The sequence below is a fragment of the Sphingomonas pruni NBRC 15498 genome (genome assembly GCF_001598455.1).
Classification (GTDB): domain Bacteria; phylum Pseudomonadota; class Alphaproteobacteria; order Sphingomonadales; family Sphingomonadaceae; genus Sphingomonas; species Sphingomonas pruni.
The window spans coordinates 171390-191562 of sequence record NZ_BCYZ01000002.1 but is presented as its reverse complement, the minus strand read 5'-3'; the positions used below and the strand labels follow the sequence as shown (position 1 = coordinate 191562).

Genomic DNA, 20173 nt, shown 5'->3' with positions numbered 1-20173 from the left:
GGGGGGGGGCCCGCAGTCGCGTAAGCGGCGAGGACGGGACATTTCCCCTCCACCGTCCGCTTCGCGGCCGGTCCCCCTCCCCATCTGCGACGGGGAGGATTTCATTTGGTAGGCTCCAACCGGTTCAACCCATCCAGATAAGGCTGCAGCGCGTCGGGAATCGCGACCGCGCCGTCTTCCTGCTGATAATTTTCCAGGATCGCGACCATCATTCGCCCGACGACCAGCCCCGAGCCGTTCAGCGTGTGAACGAATGCCGGCTTGCCATCCTCGCCGCGGAAGCGGGCGTTCATCCGCCGCGCCTGGAAATCGGTGCAGGTCGAGCAGCTCGAAATCTCGCGATAGCGGCCTTGGCCCGGCAGCCAGACTTCGAGGTCATAGGTGCGCGCGGCGGAAAAACCCATGTCGCCGGTGCAGAGCTTCATCCGGCGGAAGGGTAGGCCGAGCCGAGTCAGCACATCTTCGGCCGCCGCGGTCATCCGCTCATGCTCGGCTTCCGACTGGTCGGGCGGCACGATCGAGACCATTTCGGCCTTCTCGAATTGATGCTGGCGAATGAAGCCGCGTGTGTCGCGTCCGGCGGCGCCCGCTTCGGATCGGAAGCACGGCGTCAATGCGGTGAAGCGCAGCGGAAGCTCGTCGGCCGCCAGGATCTTTTCGCGCACGATGTTGGTCAGCGATACTTCGGACGTGGGAATCAGCCAGCGACCGTCAGTGGTCTGGAACAGGTCCTCAGCGAACTTGGGCAATTGCCCGGTGCCGAACATCGCTTCGCTGCGCACCAAGAGCGGCGGTACGACTTCCTCATAGCCATGATGGCGGGTCAGGACATCGAGTCCGAACTGGCCCAGCGCGCGGTTGAGCCGCGCCGCGGCGCCGCGCACCAGGGTGAAGCGCGCGCCGGCTAGTGCCACGCCCGTTTCGAAGTCCAGCCCGATCGCCGGGCCGATCGCGTCGTGCTCGCGAATCGCGAACCCGAAAACCGGCTTGGTGCCGCGCTCGTGGATCAGCTGGTTGTCGTCTTCGTCCGCGCCCTCGGGCACGTCGTCGAGCGGCAAATTGGGGATCGCAGCCAGCGCATCGCTCAGCGCGGCTTCCGCCATGCGTTCCTCTTCCTCGAGCTCGGGCAGGCGCGTCTTGAGCGTCGCGACCTCGGCCATCAGCGCGTTCGCCCGCGCCTCGTCCTTGGCCGCCTTGGCCGCGCCGATCGCTTTCGACGCCTCGTTGCGGCGAGTCTGGCCGGCTTGCAGTTCGGTGATCACCGCACGGCGTTTCTCATCGAGCGCGAGCAGGTCCGACGCCATCGGCGACAGGCCGCGTCTGGCCAAACCGGCATCGAAGGCTTCGGGATCGTCGCGGATCAGGCGGATATCGTGCATAATGGTGCGGCTATGACGAGGCGTGGCGGCCCGCGCAACCCGGCGCGATGCTGCGGCGTTGACCCGTCAAGATAGCGAGGAGGAAGCCATGCAATTACGGCACGATAGTCTGGTCCTGGTCGCCGACGGGCGCAAGGCGTTGTTCCTGCGGAACGAAGGCGATGGAGTACATCCCAACCTGGTCGTCGAGCATGCCGAAGAGCGGATCAATCCGGCCGATCACGACCAGAAGAGCGACGGTCCGGGGAGTATGGCCAATATGCTCAGGTCGCCGCGTAGCACGGTCGACGAGGCCGATTTTCACCGGCTGGAGGAGGACAGGTTCGCGGTAGAGATCGCGGCGACCCTGAAGCAGCGGGCGCTGGCCAACGAGTTCGAATCGCTGATCGTCGCGGCACCTCCCCACACGCTGGGCGAGCTGCGTAAGCATTATCATTTGGAGGTGGCCAACAGATTGACCGGCGAAATCCCGAAGGATCTCACCGGCCATCCGATTCCCGAAATAGAGAAAGCGTTGACTGCCGCTTAGGCAGCAACAGTATCGGTTTTCTTCCTGGTCAGGCGCTTGCGCGCAACCATCGCAGCCGCGGCACCGCCGAACAACAGGACCATCGGCGGCGCCGGCACTGGAGCAGGCGTACCGCCGGTCGATCCGGTCGAGGAGCCGTGGCCGCTGGAGCTCCAGCCGCCGTTCGACGACCAGCCGCCATTCGAGCTCCAGCCCTTGGACGAAGAGCCGTAGCTCGACGAAGAGGTGGAGGACGAGCCCGAGGTCGAGGAAGACCCCGAACTGGCGGACGAATTGGACGAGCTCGATCCGTTCGAGGACGAAGACGTCGAGGACGACGATCCGTTCGAGGAACTCGAGGTCGATGAGGAGGACGAGACATCACCCGACGACGAAGTCGAGGACGAGACGTTACCCGACGACGACGAGGAAACGTTGCCCGACGAGGAAGACGAGGTGCTCCCCGACGAGAAGCCGCCGGTGGAGGAAGAGGTCGAGGACGAGCCGCCTGAGCTGGACGAGGTCGAAGAGATCGCGATCCCGCCGCTGCCGCCGCCGCTGCCCCCGAAGCCGCCGACGAAAAAGCCTCCGCCGCCGCCGCCCCAGCCACCGCCGCTGCCGCCGACGACCGGCACGCCGCCGCTCGATCCAGTGAAAGCGGGCGGCATCGGCAACGGAGCGCCGCCGGCAACCGTCACGACCGCGGGCGGGCACGTCGTCGTGGTCGTCACCACCTTGCGAACGCGCGATCGGGCGGCGCTCGCCACCCGGGCCCGCACGACATGCCGCTTGTAGGTCTTGGCATAAACGGGCCGGGCCTTGGCGTGGTCGGCCACCTTGACCGCGCCGCCGCCGATAATGGCGCCCCCGCATGCGCAGGCGCATAGTTTAGCCATCGCCATCCGGACAGACATCGCGTCTACTCTCTCTCTAACCGTCTCTGACCCCACAGAGACGATGGTGAATCTCGCAGTTGCTTCGCTGCTAGTGCGATAGTGCAAAACAAAGAATTAAGCGCAATTCCGTTAACCATTTATAGTCGCCTGATTTGATCTTTATATCGATCGATGTGGGTGCGATTATGGTTAACGTGTCATTGTGATACGCCGTAGGTTAACTTGTCCGGCTGACCCGACGGTATCGCTCCATCACGAAGGAGTGGCTGGTCGGTTCATGGTGCCGTCATTCGTCCCGCATTAGCGGGCCCAGAACGCGGCCGATCTTTTCGTCCGTCGTCAATCGCTTGTGGAGCAGCTTCCGCGCCGCTATAGGCCCGCTCGTCATTGGGGTCCGACAGGCACACGGGAACAGTGTTCCAAGGGCCGACAGGAGAGTGGGGATGGCAACGGCTTTGAATCGCATGGATGATTCCAGTTTCAGCGTACCGGCCAACGACGGCGACGGCTATCGTCCGAGCCCCGACGAGCCGTTCATGAATCCCCGCCAGCAGGAATATTTCCGCGACAAGCTGCTGCGCTGGAAGGAAGCGATCCTCAAGGAAGCGGAAGTGACCTTGTCACAGCTTCAGGTCGAGCCGCTGCGCGAAGCGGATTTGACCGATCGTGCGTCGAGCGAGACCGATTGGTCGATCGAACTGCGCACGCGCGATCGCCAGCGCAAGCTGATCTCGAAGATCGATGCCGCGCTGCGCCGACTCGATGAAGGCGAATATGGTTATTGCGAAGTCACCGGCGAACCGATTTCGCTCGGCCGACTCGAGGCGCGGCCGATCGCGACGATGACCGTCGAGGCGCAGGAGCGCCACGAGCGCAACGAGAAGGTGTCGCGCGAGGATTGATCCGATCCGGATCAAATTTTCGCGGGGACCGCGGTTTAACGCTTTCGACAATATTTTCGGCCTATGCGTCCACGGGGGCATGGACCCGTTTTTGGCAGGCATATGGACCAATTTTCGCACGATCCCTTAAGCGACGGCACTGCCGCAGACGCGGCCGCGCAGCGTAACGACGCGCGCGACAGTCTGTTGCTGGTGGCGCGGTTCCGTATCGAGGGCTCGGCCGAAATCATGCAGGTACGCGTCCGCAACCTGTCGTCCGGCGGTTTGATGGCCGATGTGCCCAAGCCGATCGATATCGGCACGATGGTCGAGGTGGAGGTGCGTGGCGTCGGCTGGGTAAACGGCCGCATCGCCTGGGTCGCGGCCGGGCGCGCCGGCGTGGCGTTCGATCACCCGATCGATCCTCAGGCCGCGCGCAAGCCGGTCGTAGCCAGTTCGGGCCCGACCAAGGACAAGCCGATCAAGCCGCTATTCTGACAGGCGGCCCGGGCACATTGCCCGGGGCGCCGCTAGCGGTGTCAGATCGCCGCGATGGCTTCCTTCACTCGCAATTTCTGCTTCTTGAGATCCGCAAGGATGCGGGTGTCGGGCGCAGGGCGCTGGCTTTCGGCAGTGATTTGCCGGTCCAACACCATATGCTTCGCCTCAAGAGCTGAAAGGTGCGAGTTCTGCATGGGAGCGACCTCCTTCATCAAGGTGGGTGGACTAATAGAACACGAGTCGCGCGATTTGTCGCCATCGATTTCACTTTCGATTCGACGCGGCGCTTCGTTTTGGCGACAGATCGGTCGTCGAGGGCCCAGGGAACGCGAATAGCGATGGACGAAGCGCAGATCCACAAACGGCTGGACGCCCTCAGGACCGAGCATCGCGACCTCGACTCGGCGATCGACGCGTTGCGGGCGTTGGGTTCCAGCGACCAACTTCAGATCGCGCGGCTGAAGAAGCGAAAATTGATGCTGAAGGATGAGGTAACCGCGTTGGAGAATCAGCTGATTCCGGACATCATCGCCTGATCGAACGCGACTGGTCGAATTTGGGACGCGTCAGTCCTTTCGCCGCTTGCGGGAACTGGCATTTGTGGCAATCGTATTGCGCATGACAGGGGACGTCACCGAACTGCGCATCCATCGCAAGATGATCGACTCGCTCTATGTCGAGGCGATGGTCCTGGCGGATGAGGCGCGCGGCTATTTCGACCAGGGCGCGCGGGTCGAGCGCGAGGCGCTGGATCCCCTTGGTCGCGTTACCTTCTCGTGCGAATCGCTCAAGGTGACGACGCGGCTGATGCACGTCATCGCCTGGTTGCTGACTCAGCGCGCGGTCGATTCGGGGGAATTGTCGCCGCGCGATGCGCTCGATCCCACCCGTCGCCTGGGCGACGCGCCGGTCACCGATGCCGCCGTGATCGAGCAGATGCCGGCGGACGCCCGCGCATTGATCACTGCCAGCATCGACCTCCATCGCCGCGTGGCGCATCTCGATGGAGCACAGAGCGCCTCGCTTCCTGCCGATAGCCCGGTGCAATGGATGCAGGCCCGTCTGGCAATGGCGTTCTAGACTCGGTTTCGGCAAAGCTGAAACAGTTGCGGCACCGGCCCGCTCCCCCACCCGGCCTCCCAACTAGGGTATTTTATGGGAGGCCGGGTGGGGGAGCGGGTCGGTGCCGATTCAGCGAAGCTGAAAACGACTCTAGAAGGTCATCGCCTGTCGTTATGGCTGGGGCGTCATGACGCGCAGATGCGCGCCTTCGCCGCCTTATACTCGGCTTCCAGCCGATCGACGCGAGCCGAGACCGACTCGATCTTGTCGATCACGCCGATGCCTTGGCCCGAACCCCAGATGTCCTTCCAGGCCTTCGCCTCGCGATTGCCGCCGAAGTTCATCGTGCTGAGATCGCCTTCCGGCAGATTGTCGGGATCCATTCCCGCGGCCGTGATCGAGCTGCGCAGATAATTGCCGTGCACGCCGGTGAACAGGTTCGAATAGACGATGTCCGCCGCCTTGCTCTCGACGATGCTGCGTTTGTAGGCCTCGACGGCATTGGCTTCTTCGGTCGCGATGAACGGCGAACCGATATAGGCCAGGTCGGCGCCCATCGCCTGGGCAGCGAGCACCGCGCCGCCCGTCGCGATCGCGCCCGACAACGCCAACGGGCCATCGAACCACTGCCGGATTTCCTGCGTGATCGCGAAAGGCGACAAGCGCCCGGCATGGCCGCCGGCGCCCGCCGCGACCGCGATCAGCCCGTCGGCGCCCTTTTCGATCGCCTTGCGCGCGAAACGGTCGTCGATGACGTCGTGGAGCGTAATCCCGCCCCAAGCGTGCACCGCCTGGTTAAGCTCCTCGCGCGCGCCGAGCGAGGTGATGGTGATCGGCACTTGCCATTTCGCGCAGATGGCGAGGTCGCCCTCCAGCCGGTCGTTCGACTTGTGAACGATCTGGTTGACCGCGAAGGGGGCCGCCGGACGATCGGGATTGTCGCGGTTCCACGCCGCGAGCTCCTCGGTGATCCGGTGCAGCCATTCGTCGAGCAGCGTCTGCGGCCGCGCGTTCAGGGCCGGAAACGAGCCGACGATTCCGGCCTTGCATTGCGCGATCACGAGATCGGGTCCGGAGATGATGAACAGCGGCGACCCGATCACGGGCAGGCGGAGGCGATCGAATATGGGCGTCTTCATACCGGTTTCATAGCGCAACCGAAACCACTGTCCAGCGGCCTCGGAAAGGTTTTCGAATTGACGGTACGTAATCCTCGGGTCGGGCCGGATCGATCCATTTGCCATTCACACCGGGCGCGTTATGGCCGGACAATACACCAACATCGGGTCCAGGAAATCGCATGAAGATCGCCGTCACCGCCGCATTGTTACTCGCTACCGTGTCCGCCCCGGCGCTCGCCGCGGCGCGACTGCCGACCGATGTCGTGCCCGTATCCTACGACATCACGGTCGATCCCGACGCGCAGAAGATGACCTTCACCGGAACCGAGACTGTCAATGTCGCGGTAAAGAAGGCGACCCGCACGATCATCCTCAATGCCGCCGATATGACGATCAGCCGCGCGACGATCGACGGCAAGGCGGTGCCGTTCAAGCTCGACAACGCGGCTCAGCAACTGACCCTGACGCTCCCGGCGCCGGCCAAGCTCGGCAACCATGTGATCACCTTCGCCTGGACCGGGAAGATCAACGAATCGGCGGCCGGCTTCTTCGCGATCGACTATACCAATAACGACGGATCGAAGGCCCGGATGCTGGCGACGCAGTTCGAGGCGCCCGACGCCCGCCGATTCGCGCCGATGTGGGACGAGCCGAGCTTCAAGGCCAAGTTCAAGCTGTCGGCGGTGGCGCCCAAGGGACAGCTCGCTTTCTCCAACATGCCCGCCACCATGACGAACCGTCCCGACGGCACCCAGCTCTACAGCTTCCGCCAGACACCGATCATGTCGAGCTACCTGCTGTTCCTCGGCATGGGCGACATGGAGCGCAAGACGGTGATGGCCGGCAATACCGAGATCGGCGTGATCACGCGCAAGGGAGTCAAGGATCAGGGCGATTACGCGCTGGCTTCGGCCAAGCGGCTGCTGACCTATTATAACGACTATTTCGGCCAGCCTTATCCGCTGCCCAAGCTCGACATGATCGCCGGCCCGGGCACCAGCCAGTTCTTCGGCGCGATGGAGAATTGGGGCGCGATCTTCTATTTCGAGCCCGAGCTGCTGTTCGACGCGAAGCGGTCGACCGAAAGCGACAAGCAGCGCATCTTCACCGTCGTCGCGCACGAAATGGCGCACCAATGGTTCGGCGACCTCGTCACGATGAACTGGTGGGACGATCTCTGGCTCAACGAGGGTTTTGCCTCGTGGATGGAGAACAAGGCCTCCTACGACCTCAATCCCGGCTGGTTCGCCCGCGAGAGCGCGGTCAGCGAGGATCGCGAAGGCGCGCTGGCGATCGATGCTACCTCTGCGACGCACCCGATCATCCGCCACGTAGAGACCGTCGACCAGATCGGCGAGGCGTTCGACAGCATCACGTATAACAAGGGCCAGGCGGTCATCACGATGATCGAGTCGACGCTGGGTCCGGACAAGTTCCGCGACGGCATCCGCCGCTACATGGCCAAGTACAAATACGGAAACACCCAAACCGACATGCTGTGGGCCGAGCTCGAAGCGGCGTCGGGCGTGAAGATCAGCGACAGTGCGCACGACTTCACGCTGCAGGGCGGCGTGCCGCTGATCTCCTTGACCGACGGCAAATGCGTCAACGGCAAAACCACAGTGTCGCTGGCCCAGGGCCGGTTCGGGCTCGATGACGCGTCCAAGGCCCCGCAGAGCTGGCGCGTGCCGCTGCGCGTCGGGACGATCGGCGGCGATCCGGTCCGCGTCATCGCGACCGGCGCCAAGACCGACGTCACGGTGCCGGGCTGCGGTCCGGTCGTGCTCAATGTCGGCAAGGGCAGCTATCTGCGCGCCCGCTATTCGGACGCGGCACACGCCGCGCTCGTCGCCGATTACGGCAAGCTGGCGGTGGCCGATCGGCTCGGCACGCTGGGCGACGATTTCGCGCTGGCGCGCTCGGGCGACCAGGACTTCTCGGACTGGGCGGCGACTTTCGCGGCGATTCCCGAGGACGCCAATCCGCTCGAATGGTCGCTGGCCTCGAGCGAACTCGGCTCGCTGTCCGGCCTCTACACCAATACTCCGCTGCAGCAGCAGCTCGACGCGCTGACAATCAAGCGGCTTGGGCCGGTGCTGGCCCGGATCGGTTATGAGCAAAAGGCCGGCGAGTCGCCGCTCGTCACCAATCTGCGCGAGGGGTTGGTCGGCCGGCTCGGCGCGGCGGGCGATCCCGAAGTGCTGAAGCGTGCGCGGGAATGGGTCGCCAAGCTCAAGACCGACAGCGCCGCGATCCCGCCGGCGATCCGCGGGCCGATGCTCGGCACCTTCGCCAGCAATGCGAGCGCGGCCGACTGGGACGATCTGCTGACCCTGTTCAAGAGCGAAACCAACCCGGTCGTGAAGAACGAATATGTCCGCCTGCTCGGCGCGGCCAAGGATCCGGCGCTGGCGCAGAAGGCGTTGGATCTGGTCAAGACCGACATACTAACCGCGCAGCAGAAGCCGACCATCCTGCGGGCGGTGGCCGGCAAGCATCCGGAGATGGCGTTCGATTTCGCCGTTGCCAATGCCGACCTGGTCAACGGCGTGCTGGAAGCGAGCACCCGGGCCGGCTTCATCGTCAGCTTGGGCGCGGGTTCGAACGATCCGGCGATGCCGGGCAAGATCAACGCCTATGCCGAGAAGAACCTGCCCGTCAGCTCGCGCGGCGGCGCCAAGCGCGCGCTGGCGACGATCGCGGTGCGCAAGGCGGTTGCCGATCGGCTGCGGCCTGGCGTGACGGCGTGGGTGGCGAAGGGAAGCTGAGCGTTTTAGCGCGATAAGGTAAATCCTCCCTGCGCGCAAAAGCGCGTGGGGAGGGGGACCATCGCGCTAGCGATGGTGGAGGGGAAATGCCCTCCTCGCGGCTTTGCCACTGCGGCCCCACCACCGCGCTGCGCGCGGTCCCCCTCCCCACCTTCGATGGGGAGGATTTTGTTGGTCAATCGATCCGCTTCAGCCCCTTCGCGAAGCGATGCGCGTTGGCGATGTAATGGTCCGCCGACGCGTTCAGGAAGGCGCGCTTGTCGGGATCCAGCGTCTTCATCGCGCGTGCCGGGGAGCCGACGATCAGGCTGCCCGCCTCGAACGTCTTTCCTTCAGTGACCAGGGCGTTGGCGCCGATCACGCATTCGTCGCCGATCACCGCCTGGTTGAGGACGGTGGCTCCCATGCCGACCAGCACTCGGTTGCCGACCGTGCAGCCGTGCAGAATGGCGTGGTGGCCGATCGTGCAATCCTCGCCGATCGTCAGCGGCACGCCGTAATCGGAGTGCAGCATCGTCCCGTCCTGGACGTTGCTACCGTTGCCGACGGTGATGAGCGAGGTGTCGCCGCGGATCACGGTTCCGAACCACACGCCGACATTGTCGCCGAGCACGACCTCGCCAATGACATGCGCGTCAGGGGCGATCCACACGCCGCTGCCGATGACCGGGACCTTCCCGTCGAGTTCGTAGATGGGCACGGGGTTCTCCTCGCGACGCGATTAGGTTGGGAAGATGCCGGAGCGCAAGGCCGCGGAGAATTGCGCGACGGCATCGCCCAGCGGACGCTGTCCCGCCCAACGCCGCAAGGATGCGGCGGCGTCGATCGCGGCCACGATCGCATGCCCGGCAATCTCCGGGTCGACCGCGCGAACCGATCCGTCGGCAACGCCGTCGGCGATCGTGCCGGCAATGTGCCGCGTGACGCGGTCGGTTCGTTGCAGCATCTGTTCGCGCAGGTCGATCGGCAGTGCCTGATAGGCGCTGGTGCGCAGCAACGGGCTGTCGGCTGCGAATTGCAACGCGACCAGGCTCGACACCATGATCGCCAGCCGCTCGCCTTCGTCGCTGCCGGCGGCATCGGCGCGCGCCTGGGCGGCATCGAGCAACGCATAGCTGCGGTCGAAACAGGCGACGACCAGATCGTCCTTGTTTTCGAGATGATGATAGAAACTGCCGGTCGATACGCCGAGCTCGGCAGCGATCTTTTCGACACTCGCGCCGACATAGCCTTCACGATTGATCAGGTTGGTGGCGGCGTGGAGGAATCGCGTCTGGGCATCTCCGTCATCCGGCGGATCGAGCGGAGCGGTATCGATCGGCCAGTCGCGAGCCGCGGCAAGGCCGCGATCGAGGATGTCGAACAATCGGGTTTCGGCGCGATCGAGATCGCGTTCGAGATAATGCGGCAGCCAGGCCGGCAACCAATGCACATTGTGGATCAGGACAGAGCTGGCGATGAGCGTACGCGATTCCACGTCAGGTGCATCGTCGGCCTCGAAGAACCCGCGCACCAATCGCGCCATATCGGCATAAAGCGTGTCGAGCGGAGCGCGGGCTTCGGCGTCGAGCGCGCGCATGTCGGACAGCAGCGCCAGCTTCGTCGCGCCGGGCAGACGCTGATGAAGATGCGTCTGGAACTGATCGTGCAGGAAAGCCCGGACGCGCGCACGCGGATCGGGCTCGTGGGCCGCCGCCGCCGCGCTGTCCCGCAGGCGAAGCAAGGTGCGCTCCAGACACGCCGCCGCAAGCACATCCTTGCGCTTGAAATAATAAGTCACGCTCGACGTATCGAGCCCAAGCGCCTTGGCTACGGCGGTCAGCGTCATGCCGCGCGTGCCGTGCAGGTTGATCAGGTCGGAGGCGACATCGAGAATCTCGCCGCGGCGCCGCGCGAAGCGTGGCGTCTGGCGGGCGGGATCGACGGTCATGCCGCCACTATAGGGGTTCGCCCTGGCGAAACAAACCGTGGTTGCGGGTGACGGGCTTGCCGATTTCAGGCAGCCGCGGCGGTCGCGCGCAGGGCTTCGATCACCCGCGCCAGCAACTCCTTGCGGCAGATGAGCAGGTCGGGGACCCATGTGTCGGCGCAATTGTAGACGAACGGCGATCCGTCGAGCCGCGTCGCGTGCAGGCCGGCGGCTAGGGCGACCGCGACCGGCGCGGCATTGTCCCATTCGTGCTGTCCGCCCGAATGCAGGTAGATGTCGGCAAGGCCGCGCACCACCGCCATCGCCTTCGCGCCCGCCGATCCCATCGGCACCAATTCGGCACCGATCGCTTCGGCCACCGCGATCGCCTCGGCGGCCGGTCGCGTGCGGCTGATCACCATGCGCGGAGGATCGTTGAGCGGCTGCAGGGCAGGGGGCGCATCCGAGCGCAGCACCAATCCGGCATCGGGCAAGGCGACCACGCCGAGTTCGGGGCGGCCATCGATGCACAAGGCGACGTGGACCGCCCAATCGTCACGCGCCTCACCATATTCGCGCGTGCCGTCGACCGGGTCGATAATCCAGGTCCGCGACTTGGCCAGGCGGCTGCCATCGCACTTGCGCTCTTCGGATAGCAAGCCGTCGTCGGGGCGCTCGGTGCCGATCGCGTGACACAGCAATTCGTTGGCGGCGGCGTCGCCCGCCTTGCCGAGTTCCTTCGGATCCCAGTCGCGCGAGGCGCGAACTTCCTGCAGCAATTTGCCTGCGGCTGCGGCGATCTCCGCAGCAAAGTCGGCATCGGCCTGGGTCCAGCTCACAGATCGGGACTCCATACGCCCATGATATGCTCGACGATGCGCTCCGCCGCCGCTTCCGGCGTCTCGCGCGTCGTGTCGATCACGATATCGGGCCGCTCGGGGCGTTCGTATGGGCTCGAAATGCCGGTGAAGTTGCGGATCTCTCCTGCGCGTGCCTTCTTGTAGAGACCTTTGACATCGCGCGCCTCTGCCACTTCGATCGGCGTGTCGACAAAGATCTCGACGAAGTCGCCTCCGGGCAGCATCGCGCGGATCATGTCGCGTTCGGCGCGGAACGGCGAGATGAACGCGGTCAGCACGATCAGGCCGGCATCGGTCATCAGCTTGGCGACTTCGCCGACCCGGCGGATGTTCTCGATCCGGTCGGCATCGGTGAAGCCGAGATCCTTGTTGAGCCCGTGGCGGACATTGTCGCCGTCGAGCAGGTAGGAGTGCCGCCCGAGCGCGTAGAGCTTCTTCTCGACCATATTGGCGATGGTCGACTTGCCCGAGCCTGACAGGCCAGTGAACCACAGCACCTTGGGTTCCTGGCCCTTTTGCTGCGCGTGCGCCTCGCGAGTGACGTCGACCGACTGCCAATGAACGTCGCGTGCGCGACGCAGCGCGAAATGCAGCATACCCGCAGCAATCGTCGCGTTGGTCAGCTTGTCGATCAGGATGAACCCACCCAGGTCGCGACTGTCGCCATAGGGCTCGAACACCAATGGCTTGTCGGTCACCAGGTTGGCGACGCCGATCGCGTTGAGGTCCAACGTCTTCACCGCAATCTGTTCGAGCGTGTTGACGTTGACCTGGTATTTCGGCTGGTGGACCTTGGCGCTGACCGTCTGGGTGCCGAGCTTTAGCCAATAGCCGCGACCGGGGAGCAATTCCTCGTCGGACATCCAGACGATCGTCGCCTCGAACTGGTCGGCCGATTGCGGCGGGCAGTCCGCCGCGGCGATGACGTCACCGCGCGAGCAATCGACTTCGTCGGCCAGGGTCAGCGTGACCGACTGGCCCGCGACAGCGACGTCGAGGTCGCCGTCCAATGTAACGATCCGTTCGACCCGCGTCATTTTGCCCGAGGGCAGGATGCGCACCGCGTCGCCCGGCGCGATCGTTCCTTCGGAGATCAGGCCGGCAAAGCCGCGGAAATCGAGATTGGGGCGGTTGACCCATTGCACCGCCATGCGGAACGGCTTGGCACGATCGGCATCGGTGTCCAGCTTGACCGTATCGAGATGCTCGATCAGCGTCGGCCCGGAATACCAGGGCGTATTGCCCGACAATGCCGTGATATTGTCGCCTTTGAACCCCGAAATCGGGATCGCGGTGAATTGCTCGATTCCGATCCTTTGCGCAAACGCGGCATAATCGGCGACGATCGCGTCGTACGTGGCCTGGTCGTAACCGACCAGGTCCATCTTGTTCACCGCCAGCACGATGTGCCGGATGCCGATCAGGTGCGCGAGATAGGAGTGACGCCGCGTCTGGGTCAGCACGCCCTTGCGCGCATCGATCAGGATCACCGCGAGATCGGCGGTCGACGCGCCGGTCACCATGTTGCGGGTATATTGCTCGTGGCCCGGCGTGTCGGCGACGATGAACTTGCGTTTCTCGGTCGCGAAGAAGCGATAGGCGACGTCGATCGTGATACCCTGTTCGCGCTCGGCGGCGAGGCCGTCGACGAGCAGCGCGAAGTCGATTTCCTGTCCCTGCGTGCCGACCCGCTTGCTGTCCGCTTCGAGCTGCGCGAGCTGATCGTCGAAGATCATCTTGCTGTCGTAGAGCAGCCGCCCGATCAGCGTGGACTTGCCATCATCGACCGACCCGCACGTGATGAAGCGCAGCAGCGTCTTGCGCTGATGCTGCGCGAGATATTCGTCTATGTCCTGCGCGATCAGGGCGTCGGGGCGGTAGGTGGTGTCGGTCATGTTTTTATTCCGTCGCCCCGGCGAAGGCCGGGGCCGCTGGCGATCGAAGGTTCATGCATGAGGCGCACGACCCCGGCCTGCGCCGGGGTTGACGCTTCGTCACGCTGCGCATGACGTGGCGCGTCAAAAGTACCCCTCCTGCTTCTTCTTCTCCATGCCCGCGCCGCCGGCATCCTTGTCGATCGCCCGGCCCTGACGTTCGGAGGTGGTGGTCAGCAGCATTTCCTGGATGATCTGCGGCAAGGTCGCCGCCTCGCTCTCGACCGCGCCGGTCAGCGGATAGCAGCCGAGCGTGCGGAAGCGGATCGAGCGCTCGACCGGCACTTCGCCGGGATTGAGCCGGAAGCGGTCGTCGTCGACCATCAGGATCAGCCCATCGCGGTCGACCGTCGGGCGCGGTGCCGAGAAATAGAGCGGGACGATCTCGATACCCTCGAGATGGATGTACTGCCAGATGTCGAGCTCGGTCCAGTTCGACAGCGGGAAGACGCGGATGCTTTCGCCCTTGGCCTTATGCGCATTGTAAAGGTGCCAGAGCTCGGGCCGCTGGTTCTTGGGATCCCAGCGATGCGATGCCGATCGGAACGAGAAGACGCGTTCCTTGGCCCGGCTCTTTTCCTCGTCGCGCCGCGCGCCGCCAAACGCCGCATCGAAGCCATATTGATCGAGCGCCTGTTTGAGGCCCTCCGTCTTCCACAGGTCGGTATGCAGCGCGCCGTGATCGAACGGATTGATTCCGCGTGCTATCGCGTCGGGATTGTGGTGGACGAGCAATTCCATCCCCGCCTCGCGTGCGGCCCGGTCGCGCAACGCGTACATATCCCGGAACTTCCAGGTCGTGTCGACGTGGAGCAACGGGAAAGGCGGCGGCGCGGGATAGAAAGCCTTGCGCGCCAAGTGCAGCATGACGGCGCTGTCCTTGCCCACCGAATAGAGCATCACCGGACGCTCGGCTTCGGCCACCACTTCGCGCAGGATATGGATGCTCTCCGCTTCCAGCCGCTGCAGGTGCGTGAGCGTTGCGGGCTGGATCAAGTCGTCAGTGGAGGCCAGCGGCCGGGTTGCCATGCGTCGAAACACCTTTCGGGGCGCAGGATAACCGCGTGCGCCGGAAATACACTATCTGTCCGGCGACTACATAGGGGTAGTGCGGCGTGGGTCACCGCTTGGGTTTCTTTAGTACGGCAAAGCCCCATTAGGGTCAGTTGATCCGGACGAAGGTGATCGCGCGGCGTTCTGGGTCGGCGCCGGTCAGGCGGACGCGGACGGTGTCGCCCGGCTCGACCCCGTGCGCATCGACCCGTGCGACGACGGGCAAGTCGCTCAACTGGATCCTCGCGCCTTTCTGATCGAGATCGGTCACGACCGCGCCGAATATCTCTCCGACACGGTCCTTGAGCGCCGCGGCCTCGGCGAGATCGATCACTGCGCGGTCGATCTGGCCGCCCGTCGCATCGGCATGCGCCATCACCGGCGGCAGTTTCTCGAAGGCTTGCGCAACGACCTCCGGAACCGGCTGGCCGTTGGCGACGGCGAGCGCGGCACGCACGACATAGCGATCGGCCAGCCGCCGGAGCGGTGCCGTCGCATGGGCATAGGTCGCCGCCATCGGCGCGTGCCACGGCACGACACCGTCGCGATAGGGCTGATAGGCCGCACCGCCACCCGCGCGCCGGATCGCCAGCATGAAGGCGGCCTGGCGCGGATCGTTGGCGCTCAGGCCATTCTCGTAACATTCGAGCGAAACATCGGCGGGCCAGGACAGGCCGAACGCGCGAGCGGTGTTGCGCAGCCGCACGACCGCATGCGCATCGGGCGCGGGCATCACGCGGAACAGCCCGGTGTGATGCGCCTGCAATGCGTCGGCCACCGCCAGGTTGGTTGCTAGCGATAGCGCCGCGTTACGATCCTCGGCCTCCAGACGGGGGCGGAACTGCAGCTCGAAACTGCCATCGGCTTGACGGTCGACTTCCTGTTCAGGCGGATCGACGCGTGAGGCGCCGCGGGCATCTTCCGCCGCTGTGATGCGCCGCGCGAGTTCGGCGAAATCAGGCGGCAGATCGCTGTCGCGGACGCTGTCATAAGCTAGCTTGGCGCGGCTGCGGATTATCGCGCGTTCGGCGCCGTCAAGCTTGACCGATCCGTCAGGCGCGACCCGCACGATGAAGATGACCGCAGGCCGCGGCCCGTCCGGAAGCAGGCTCGCGGCGCCTTCGGCCAGCACCGGCGGATACAGACCCGCCTTGCCGTCGGGCAGATAGAGCGTCGTGCCGCGGGCCCATGCCTCGACATCGATCGCGTCCCCGTCGTCGACGAACCACGCCACATCGGCGATCGCATAGCGCAACAACAGGTCGCTTCCCGCAGTCTCGATCGCAAAAGCCTGGTCGAGATCGGTCGAGGTCGCCGGGTCGAGCGTGACGAACGGCAGAGCGGTGCGATCGACATGCTCGGTCGGCACTCGTTTGGCCGCCGTCTCGGCGGCGGCGAGCACGTCCGGGGGGAAAGCGACGGGAACCTTGAACTGGCTGCGGAGCGCGGCGAGTCCCTGCGCGAGCGCATTGGACGGATCGACGAGAGTCTTCATCGCGGGCCGGTATAGCGGTCGGTGGGTGCGTGAATAGCCCCCGAGCGCCGACGCCGATGACGCCGATATAGCGAGCGTCAAGACGCCGGCTCGTCGATTTCTGCAAGAGGTCGCTCCAACGGCAACCAGATCGATACCGTCGTCCCCGCTCCGATCGCACTGGTGCAGGAAAAGCTCGCGTTGAGCGCGTCCGCACGCGCGGCCATGTTGGCAAGGCCCTTGCCGCGAGAGGTGCTGGCGGGTTCGAAGCCGACGCCGTTGTCTGCGATCTCTATCAGAAGACCTGCGGCCCCATCTCGGCTCGACGGGCCGCAGCGGACTTCGATCGTCGCCCCTTCCGAATGGCGCAGGCTGTTGCCGATCGTTTCCTGCAGGATGCGCAGAATGTGCAGCGCGCCGACCGGGTCGAGCCAGGGCAGGGGTGGCGCTGCCTCGACCCTCCACACGAACGTCAGTCCCGCGCTTTTCAGTTCGCGTTCCATCCGGTGGCGCAAATTGGCGAGCAGCGCCACGACATCGCCGTCGATCGGCTCGAGCGAATCGACGCCGATCCGCAGGTCGGTAATCGAGCGCTTCAGCGTCGCGATCGTTTCGGGCGATTCGTTGCGATGCTTGGCGTGGGCGAGCGCGGTGAGCAGGCTGGATCCGATCCCGTCGTGGATTTCACGCATCATTCGTTCGCGTTCGCCATCGACGGCGTGCGCGACCTGTAGTTTAGCGCGCGCATCTTCGCTTTCGGCCAGGCTTGCGGTGATTTCGGCGACGCGGGCTTCGAGCTTCAGGTTGACGTCTTCAACGTCGACCAGGGCAGTCTGCAATCGCGACGTCAGCGCCACGTCGAACGCCGCGAAGATCGCGAGTCCGCCAAAGGGCTGGAGAAACAGCCCGGCGCCCCGCGAGACTTTGAACGAAAACAGCATGTCGTGGAAAGAGAAGGCGAGTGACAGGAGGATCGCGCCGAACATCGTCCAATGTTGCGAGGTCGGCTTCTTGACGCATGCCCAGGCCAGCAGGCCGATCATCGTCGCCGTCATCGGGACGGTCAGCAGGAAGCTCGGCAACTCGCTGCGACCCGCGGCCACCAATTGATGGCGGGCGAAGATTTCCACCGCGCACATTGCAAAAACCGCGACCTGTATCAGCCGGGCACGGGGCAGCGCGAAATAGGCTGCCGCGAATCCGAAAACGGCCGCCATCAGCACGAATATCGCGTCGGTCGACGCGGTCCAGAACAACACCCGCTCGATCGGCGGTTCCTGGACGAAATATTGGAGATTCCGGAACAGCCACACGAGGCCGACAAGTGCCAGCCAACCATAGATGTTATCCTTCGGCCGCTTCACCCAGAATGACAGCGCGCCGATCGTCAGGATCAACAAATAGCCCGACACGATCTGCGGCGCGATATTGCTGAAGAACAACTGGCTGTTGAAACCGGCCCGCACGACGCGATCGGGGCCGACATGCAGCGCCCCAAGCCCGAGCAGATTGGGAGCGAGCGTCTCGATCCGAAAGACGATCTCATTGCCGCCGGGGCGCAGCATCACCGGCGGCAGCGGCACGTAGAGCGGGCGATTCCAGCTGAACGACAAGTCGCCGGAGTCCGCGCGCGAGCGATACAGTTCGGTCCCGTTGAGATAGATCGTGTAGCTGTCGCGAACCATTTCGGTGTGGAGCGCCAGCGGTCGTTCGCCGAAAATCGCGCGGTCAAATCGCGCGCGCACCCATACGTGCGGTGGATCGCTGCCTCGCGCCTTGGCCGCGCTCAATAAACGGAAATCCGGCAGCTTGCCCGGCTGCCAGCCGCCGATCGGAATAGTTGCCGCATCCGAAAAACTGAAATCGACTGCGCCATAATCGAGCGCCACCTCAGTCTCGGCCGCAGCGGGCCCGTCATGGCCCGACCAGCACAGCACAAGGGTGACGAGCAGCACCAGCGCAGCGATGGCCGCGATAATCGGGGTCGCCCGGTAACGCCGCCCTACCGCGTCAATGCGCATTCATGATGCCGCGGCTAGACGCTTCGAACACGGCTTCCGATCGCGAATTGACCTCGAGCTTGCGATAGATGTTCTTGACGTGGGTGCCGACCGTCAGCTTCGAAATCGAGATCAGTTCGCCGATCTCGATGTTGCTGAAGCCGCGCGCGAGCAGGTTGAGGATTTCCAGTTCGCGTGGCGACAACCCCTCCTTCAACGGAGCGATGGTAGCCCTGGTCGCCGGATGGATCTGAAGCAGCAACTGGCGGGCGATGATCGGGCTGATTGGCGACCCGCCCCGGCGGATTTCGCGAATGCCTTCGACGCAATCGGCGAACTGTTCGTCCTTGAGCAGATAGCCGCGCGCACCCGCCTTGATGCTGTCGAGCACCTTGGCTTGGTCAGCGAAGATCGTGATGACGATGACGTCGGCCGCCGGATATCGGGTCGCGGACTCGCGAATCAGCGCGATGCCGCTACCGTCGGGCAGCCCCAGGTCGCACAACAGCACGTCGTATCCGCCCGCGGCGATCAACTTCACGCCGGTCATGACGTTGCGCGCCACCGCCGCGATTTCGATATTTTCGGCCGGCTCGATTGCCGATCGTAGCAGGTCGATCGTCGCAGGATCGTCCTCGATGATCGCCACGCGGATCATCTCTAGTTCGTCCGCCGAGTCGATCGCATCATTATCGCCATCTTGTCCAACCCCGTCGCCGAGAACGCGATCCGCGAATTGCGGCGAGGTCATCGCACCCAGCCGCGGCGCTGTCTTGGGCTGGAGCGCGCTGGACTTGGACGGGCGCGCACGGCGGAGGCGCTCGTCAGCGCCGGGATGATGATTATCCGTCACTCACCGGGCCGCGCCGGGGGTGCAGCCGAACCGGCGTCGAAAACAGCGGTTGAAGTAAGAGATATCGTTGAAGCCTGAAGCATAAACGATTTCGCCGATCCGCTTGCCGCGATGACTGGGTGCGCAGAGCATCTTGCGCGCGTGCTGCAGCCGAAGTTCAAGGACACGCTCGGAGAAGCTGGCTCCGCTCGCCGCGAGCAGGTCCTGGATATAGCGCGCGGACAGACCGAGTTCGCGTCCGACAGTTTCCGCAGAGAGATTGGGCTGGCTGTAATCGCGCCGGATACGATCGAGGGCCGCGCCGAGCCGCGCGCGGCGCAGTCCGCGCATGCCCGCGAGTTCGGCCTCGTCGCCCCGCGCGCCGATCGCCAGTCCGGTCAGATCGACGATTGTTGCCGCCATATGGTCCGCGATCCCCGCCGACAGCGTGTCGCTCTCCGTGTCGAGCAACCCGACATAACGGCGCAGCAAGCGCAGCGCCTCATGGTCAGGTGCGATCACCCGACCCTGGCTGGAGGCGAGCCCCGAAAAGTTCGCCTCGAGCATCGTCATCGGTATACGCACCAAGATCCAGCTATTGTGATCGCCGCCGCTCAACCGTTGAGCTTGCGAGGCGTTGACCAGGGCCCCGCCGCTGCTGATCTCCACGTCGCGCTTCTCGTGAACGCCGCCGACCGCGCTGCGGCTGGTGTTGATATGCACCGTATAATGTTCGTCAGCGGCAGCATGAGCGGGTGTGCGCACGGCTCCGTTTATCGTCCCGGCCATGGTCGAATAGGTCACAGGACCGATCGCTATGCCTTTGAACGTCATGTCGAAGGGAATGGTTTCGGCCTTCGAGAAATGCGCCTCCGCAATCTCCGCGTTAAAGACTTCGTGCCACAGCTTGAATCGCGCATGGTCATCCAGATGCGCCGGCAGATCGCTGGAAGAAAAGATCATTTCATGTCCCCAGCCGGTCCGGTCGATCTGGC

At 64.5% G+C, this 20173-nt stretch carries 20 protein-coding genes; 8 read left to right on the top strand and 12 right to left on the bottom strand.

Annotation, left to right across the window (positions count from 1 at the left end; all coding sequences use genetic code 11):
• Positions 1 to 101: 101 nt before the first annotated feature.
• Entirely contained in the window at positions 102 to 1379 is a 1278-nt protein-coding gene (gene serS, locus SPR01S_RS01125) for a serine--tRNA ligase (protein ID WP_066583692.1), read from the bottom strand.
• Between the two features lie 88 nt (positions 1380 to 1467).
• Here serS and SPR01S_RS01120 point away from each other — a divergent pair, with 88 nt between their 5' ends.
• The 5 genes from SPR01S_RS01120 to SPR01S_RS01105 all read left to right on the top strand — a co-directional run bounded on the left by SPR01S_RS01120 (position 1468) and on the right by SPR01S_RS01105 (position 4162).
• Positions 1468 to 1908: a host attachment family protein gene (locus tag SPR01S_RS01120; RefSeq protein WP_066583689.1), complete on the top strand. Its 441-nt coding sequence runs from the start codon at positions 1468 to 1470 to the stop codon at positions 1906 to 1908.
• A gap of 36 nt (positions 1909 to 1944) precedes the next feature.
• Positions 1945 to 2121, top strand: a complete 177-nt coding sequence (locus tag SPR01S_RS21395; protein WP_157081833.1) for a hypothetical protein — start codon at positions 1945 to 1947, stop codon at positions 2119 to 2121.
• Between the two features lie 12 nt (positions 2122 to 2133).
• Positions 2134 to 2682 carry a hypothetical protein gene (locus SPR01S_RS01115; RefSeq protein ID WP_157081831.1) on the top strand — a complete coding sequence of 183 codons (549 nt, stop codon included), beginning with the start codon at positions 2134 to 2136 and terminating at the stop codon, positions 2680 to 2682.
• A 544-nt stretch (positions 2683 to 3226) separates the two neighbouring features.
• Positions 3227 to 3685 (top strand): RNA polymerase-binding protein DksA, encoded by a 459-nt coding sequence (gene dksA / locus SPR01S_RS01110; protein ID WP_066583685.1) that lies wholly within the window; start codon positions 3227 to 3229, stop codon positions 3683 to 3685.
• Positions 3686 to 3787: 102 nt separating this feature from the next.
• Complete coding sequence (locus SPR01S_RS01105; protein WP_066583684.1) at positions 3788 to 4162, top strand: PilZ domain-containing protein; 375 nt, start codon at positions 3788 to 3790, stop codon at positions 4160 to 4162.
• A gap of 41 nt (positions 4163 to 4203) precedes the next feature.
• Here SPR01S_RS01105 and SPR01S_RS21080 read toward each other — a convergent pair whose 3' ends face one another.
• Positions 4204 to 4359: a YdcH family protein gene (locus tag SPR01S_RS21080; RefSeq protein WP_084250836.1), complete on the bottom strand. Its 156-nt coding sequence runs from the start codon at positions 4357 to 4359 to the stop codon at positions 4204 to 4206.
• Positions 4360 to 4503: 144 nt separating this feature from the next.
• Here SPR01S_RS21080 and SPR01S_RS01100 point away from each other — a divergent pair, with 144 nt between their 5' ends.
• Both SPR01S_RS01100 and SPR01S_RS01095 read left to right on the top strand, forming a co-directional pair.
• Positions 4504 to 4701: a YdcH family protein gene (locus SPR01S_RS01100; RefSeq protein WP_066583681.1), complete on the top strand. Its 198-nt coding sequence runs from the start codon at positions 4504 to 4506 to the stop codon at positions 4699 to 4701.
• A gap of 82 nt (positions 4702 to 4783) precedes the next feature.
• Complete coding sequence (locus tag SPR01S_RS01095; protein WP_066583679.1) at positions 4784 to 5245, top strand: DUF1465 family protein; 462 nt, start codon at positions 4784 to 4786, stop codon at positions 5243 to 5245.
• A gap of 167 nt (positions 5246 to 5412) precedes the next feature.
• Here SPR01S_RS01095 and SPR01S_RS01090 read toward each other — a convergent pair whose 3' ends face one another.
• On the bottom strand, positions 5413 to 6366 hold the full coding sequence (locus SPR01S_RS01090) for an NAD(P)H-dependent flavin oxidoreductase (protein WP_066583754.1): 954 nt from the start codon (positions 6364 to 6366) through the stop codon (positions 5413 to 5415).
• Between the two features lie 161 nt (positions 6367 to 6527).
• Here SPR01S_RS01090 and SPR01S_RS01085 point away from each other — a divergent pair, with 161 nt between their 5' ends.
• Positions 6528 to 9116 carry a M1 family metallopeptidase gene (locus SPR01S_RS01085; RefSeq protein ID WP_066583676.1) on the top strand — a complete coding sequence of 863 codons (2589 nt, stop codon included), beginning with the start codon at positions 6528 to 6530 and terminating at the stop codon, positions 9114 to 9116.
• Between the two features lie 175 nt (positions 9117 to 9291).
• Here the strand turns inward: SPR01S_RS01085 and SPR01S_RS01080 are convergent, their stop codons facing one another.
• From SPR01S_RS01080 to SPR01S_RS01040, 9 genes are all read right to left on the bottom strand, one after another.
• Complete coding sequence (locus SPR01S_RS01080) at positions 9292 to 9816, bottom strand: gamma carbonic anhydrase family protein (RefSeq protein WP_066583674.1); 525 nt, start codon at positions 9814 to 9816, stop codon at positions 9292 to 9294.
• A gap of 21 nt (positions 9817 to 9837) precedes the next feature.
• Positions 9838 to 11046 (bottom strand): TetR/AcrR family transcriptional regulator, encoded by a 1209-nt coding sequence (locus tag SPR01S_RS01075; RefSeq protein WP_066583671.1) that lies wholly within the window; start codon positions 11044 to 11046, stop codon positions 9838 to 9840.
• A gap of 65 nt (positions 11047 to 11111) precedes the next feature.
• Positions 11112 to 11864 (bottom strand): 3'(2'),5'-bisphosphate nucleotidase CysQ, encoded by a 753-nt coding sequence (locus SPR01S_RS01070; protein WP_245661819.1) that lies wholly within the window; start codon positions 11862 to 11864, stop codon positions 11112 to 11114.
• On the bottom strand, positions 11861 to 13780 hold the full coding sequence (gene cysN, locus SPR01S_RS01065) for a sulfate adenylyltransferase subunit CysN (protein WP_066583667.1): 1920 nt from the start codon (positions 13778 to 13780) through the stop codon (positions 11861 to 11863). The genes SPR01S_RS01070 and cysN overlap by 4 nt, the downstream gene beginning before the upstream one ends.
• 123 nt (positions 13781 to 13903) lie before the next feature.
• Positions 13904 to 14848 carry a sulfate adenylyltransferase subunit CysD gene (gene cysD / locus SPR01S_RS01060; protein WP_066583664.1) on the bottom strand — a complete coding sequence of 315 codons (945 nt, stop codon included), beginning with the start codon at positions 14846 to 14848 and terminating at the stop codon, positions 13904 to 13906.
• Between the two features lie 133 nt (positions 14849 to 14981).
• The gene (locus SPR01S_RS01055) at positions 14982 to 16367 is read right to left on the bottom strand and encodes an RNB domain-containing ribonuclease (protein ID WP_066583661.1); all 1386 of its coding nucleotides are present in this window, start codon (positions 16365 to 16367) and stop codon (positions 14982 to 14984) included.
• A gap of 77 nt (positions 16368 to 16444) precedes the next feature.
• Positions 16445 to 18367 carry a sensor histidine kinase gene (locus SPR01S_RS01050; protein WP_066583657.1) on the bottom strand — a complete coding sequence of 641 codons (1923 nt, stop codon included), beginning with the start codon at positions 18365 to 18367 and terminating at the stop codon, positions 16445 to 16447.
• A complete protein-coding gene (locus tag SPR01S_RS01045; RefSeq protein WP_066583654.1) occupies positions 18357 to 19199 on the bottom strand; it encodes a response regulator in 843 nt (280 codons plus the stop codon). Before SPR01S_RS01045 ends, SPR01S_RS01050 begins: the two co-directional genes overlap by 11 nt.
• Positions 19200 to 20141, bottom strand: a complete 942-nt coding sequence (locus tag SPR01S_RS01040; RefSeq protein WP_066583652.1) for an AraC family transcriptional regulator — start codon at positions 20139 to 20141, stop codon at positions 19200 to 19202.
• Positions 20142 to 20173: the final 32 nt, after the last annotated feature.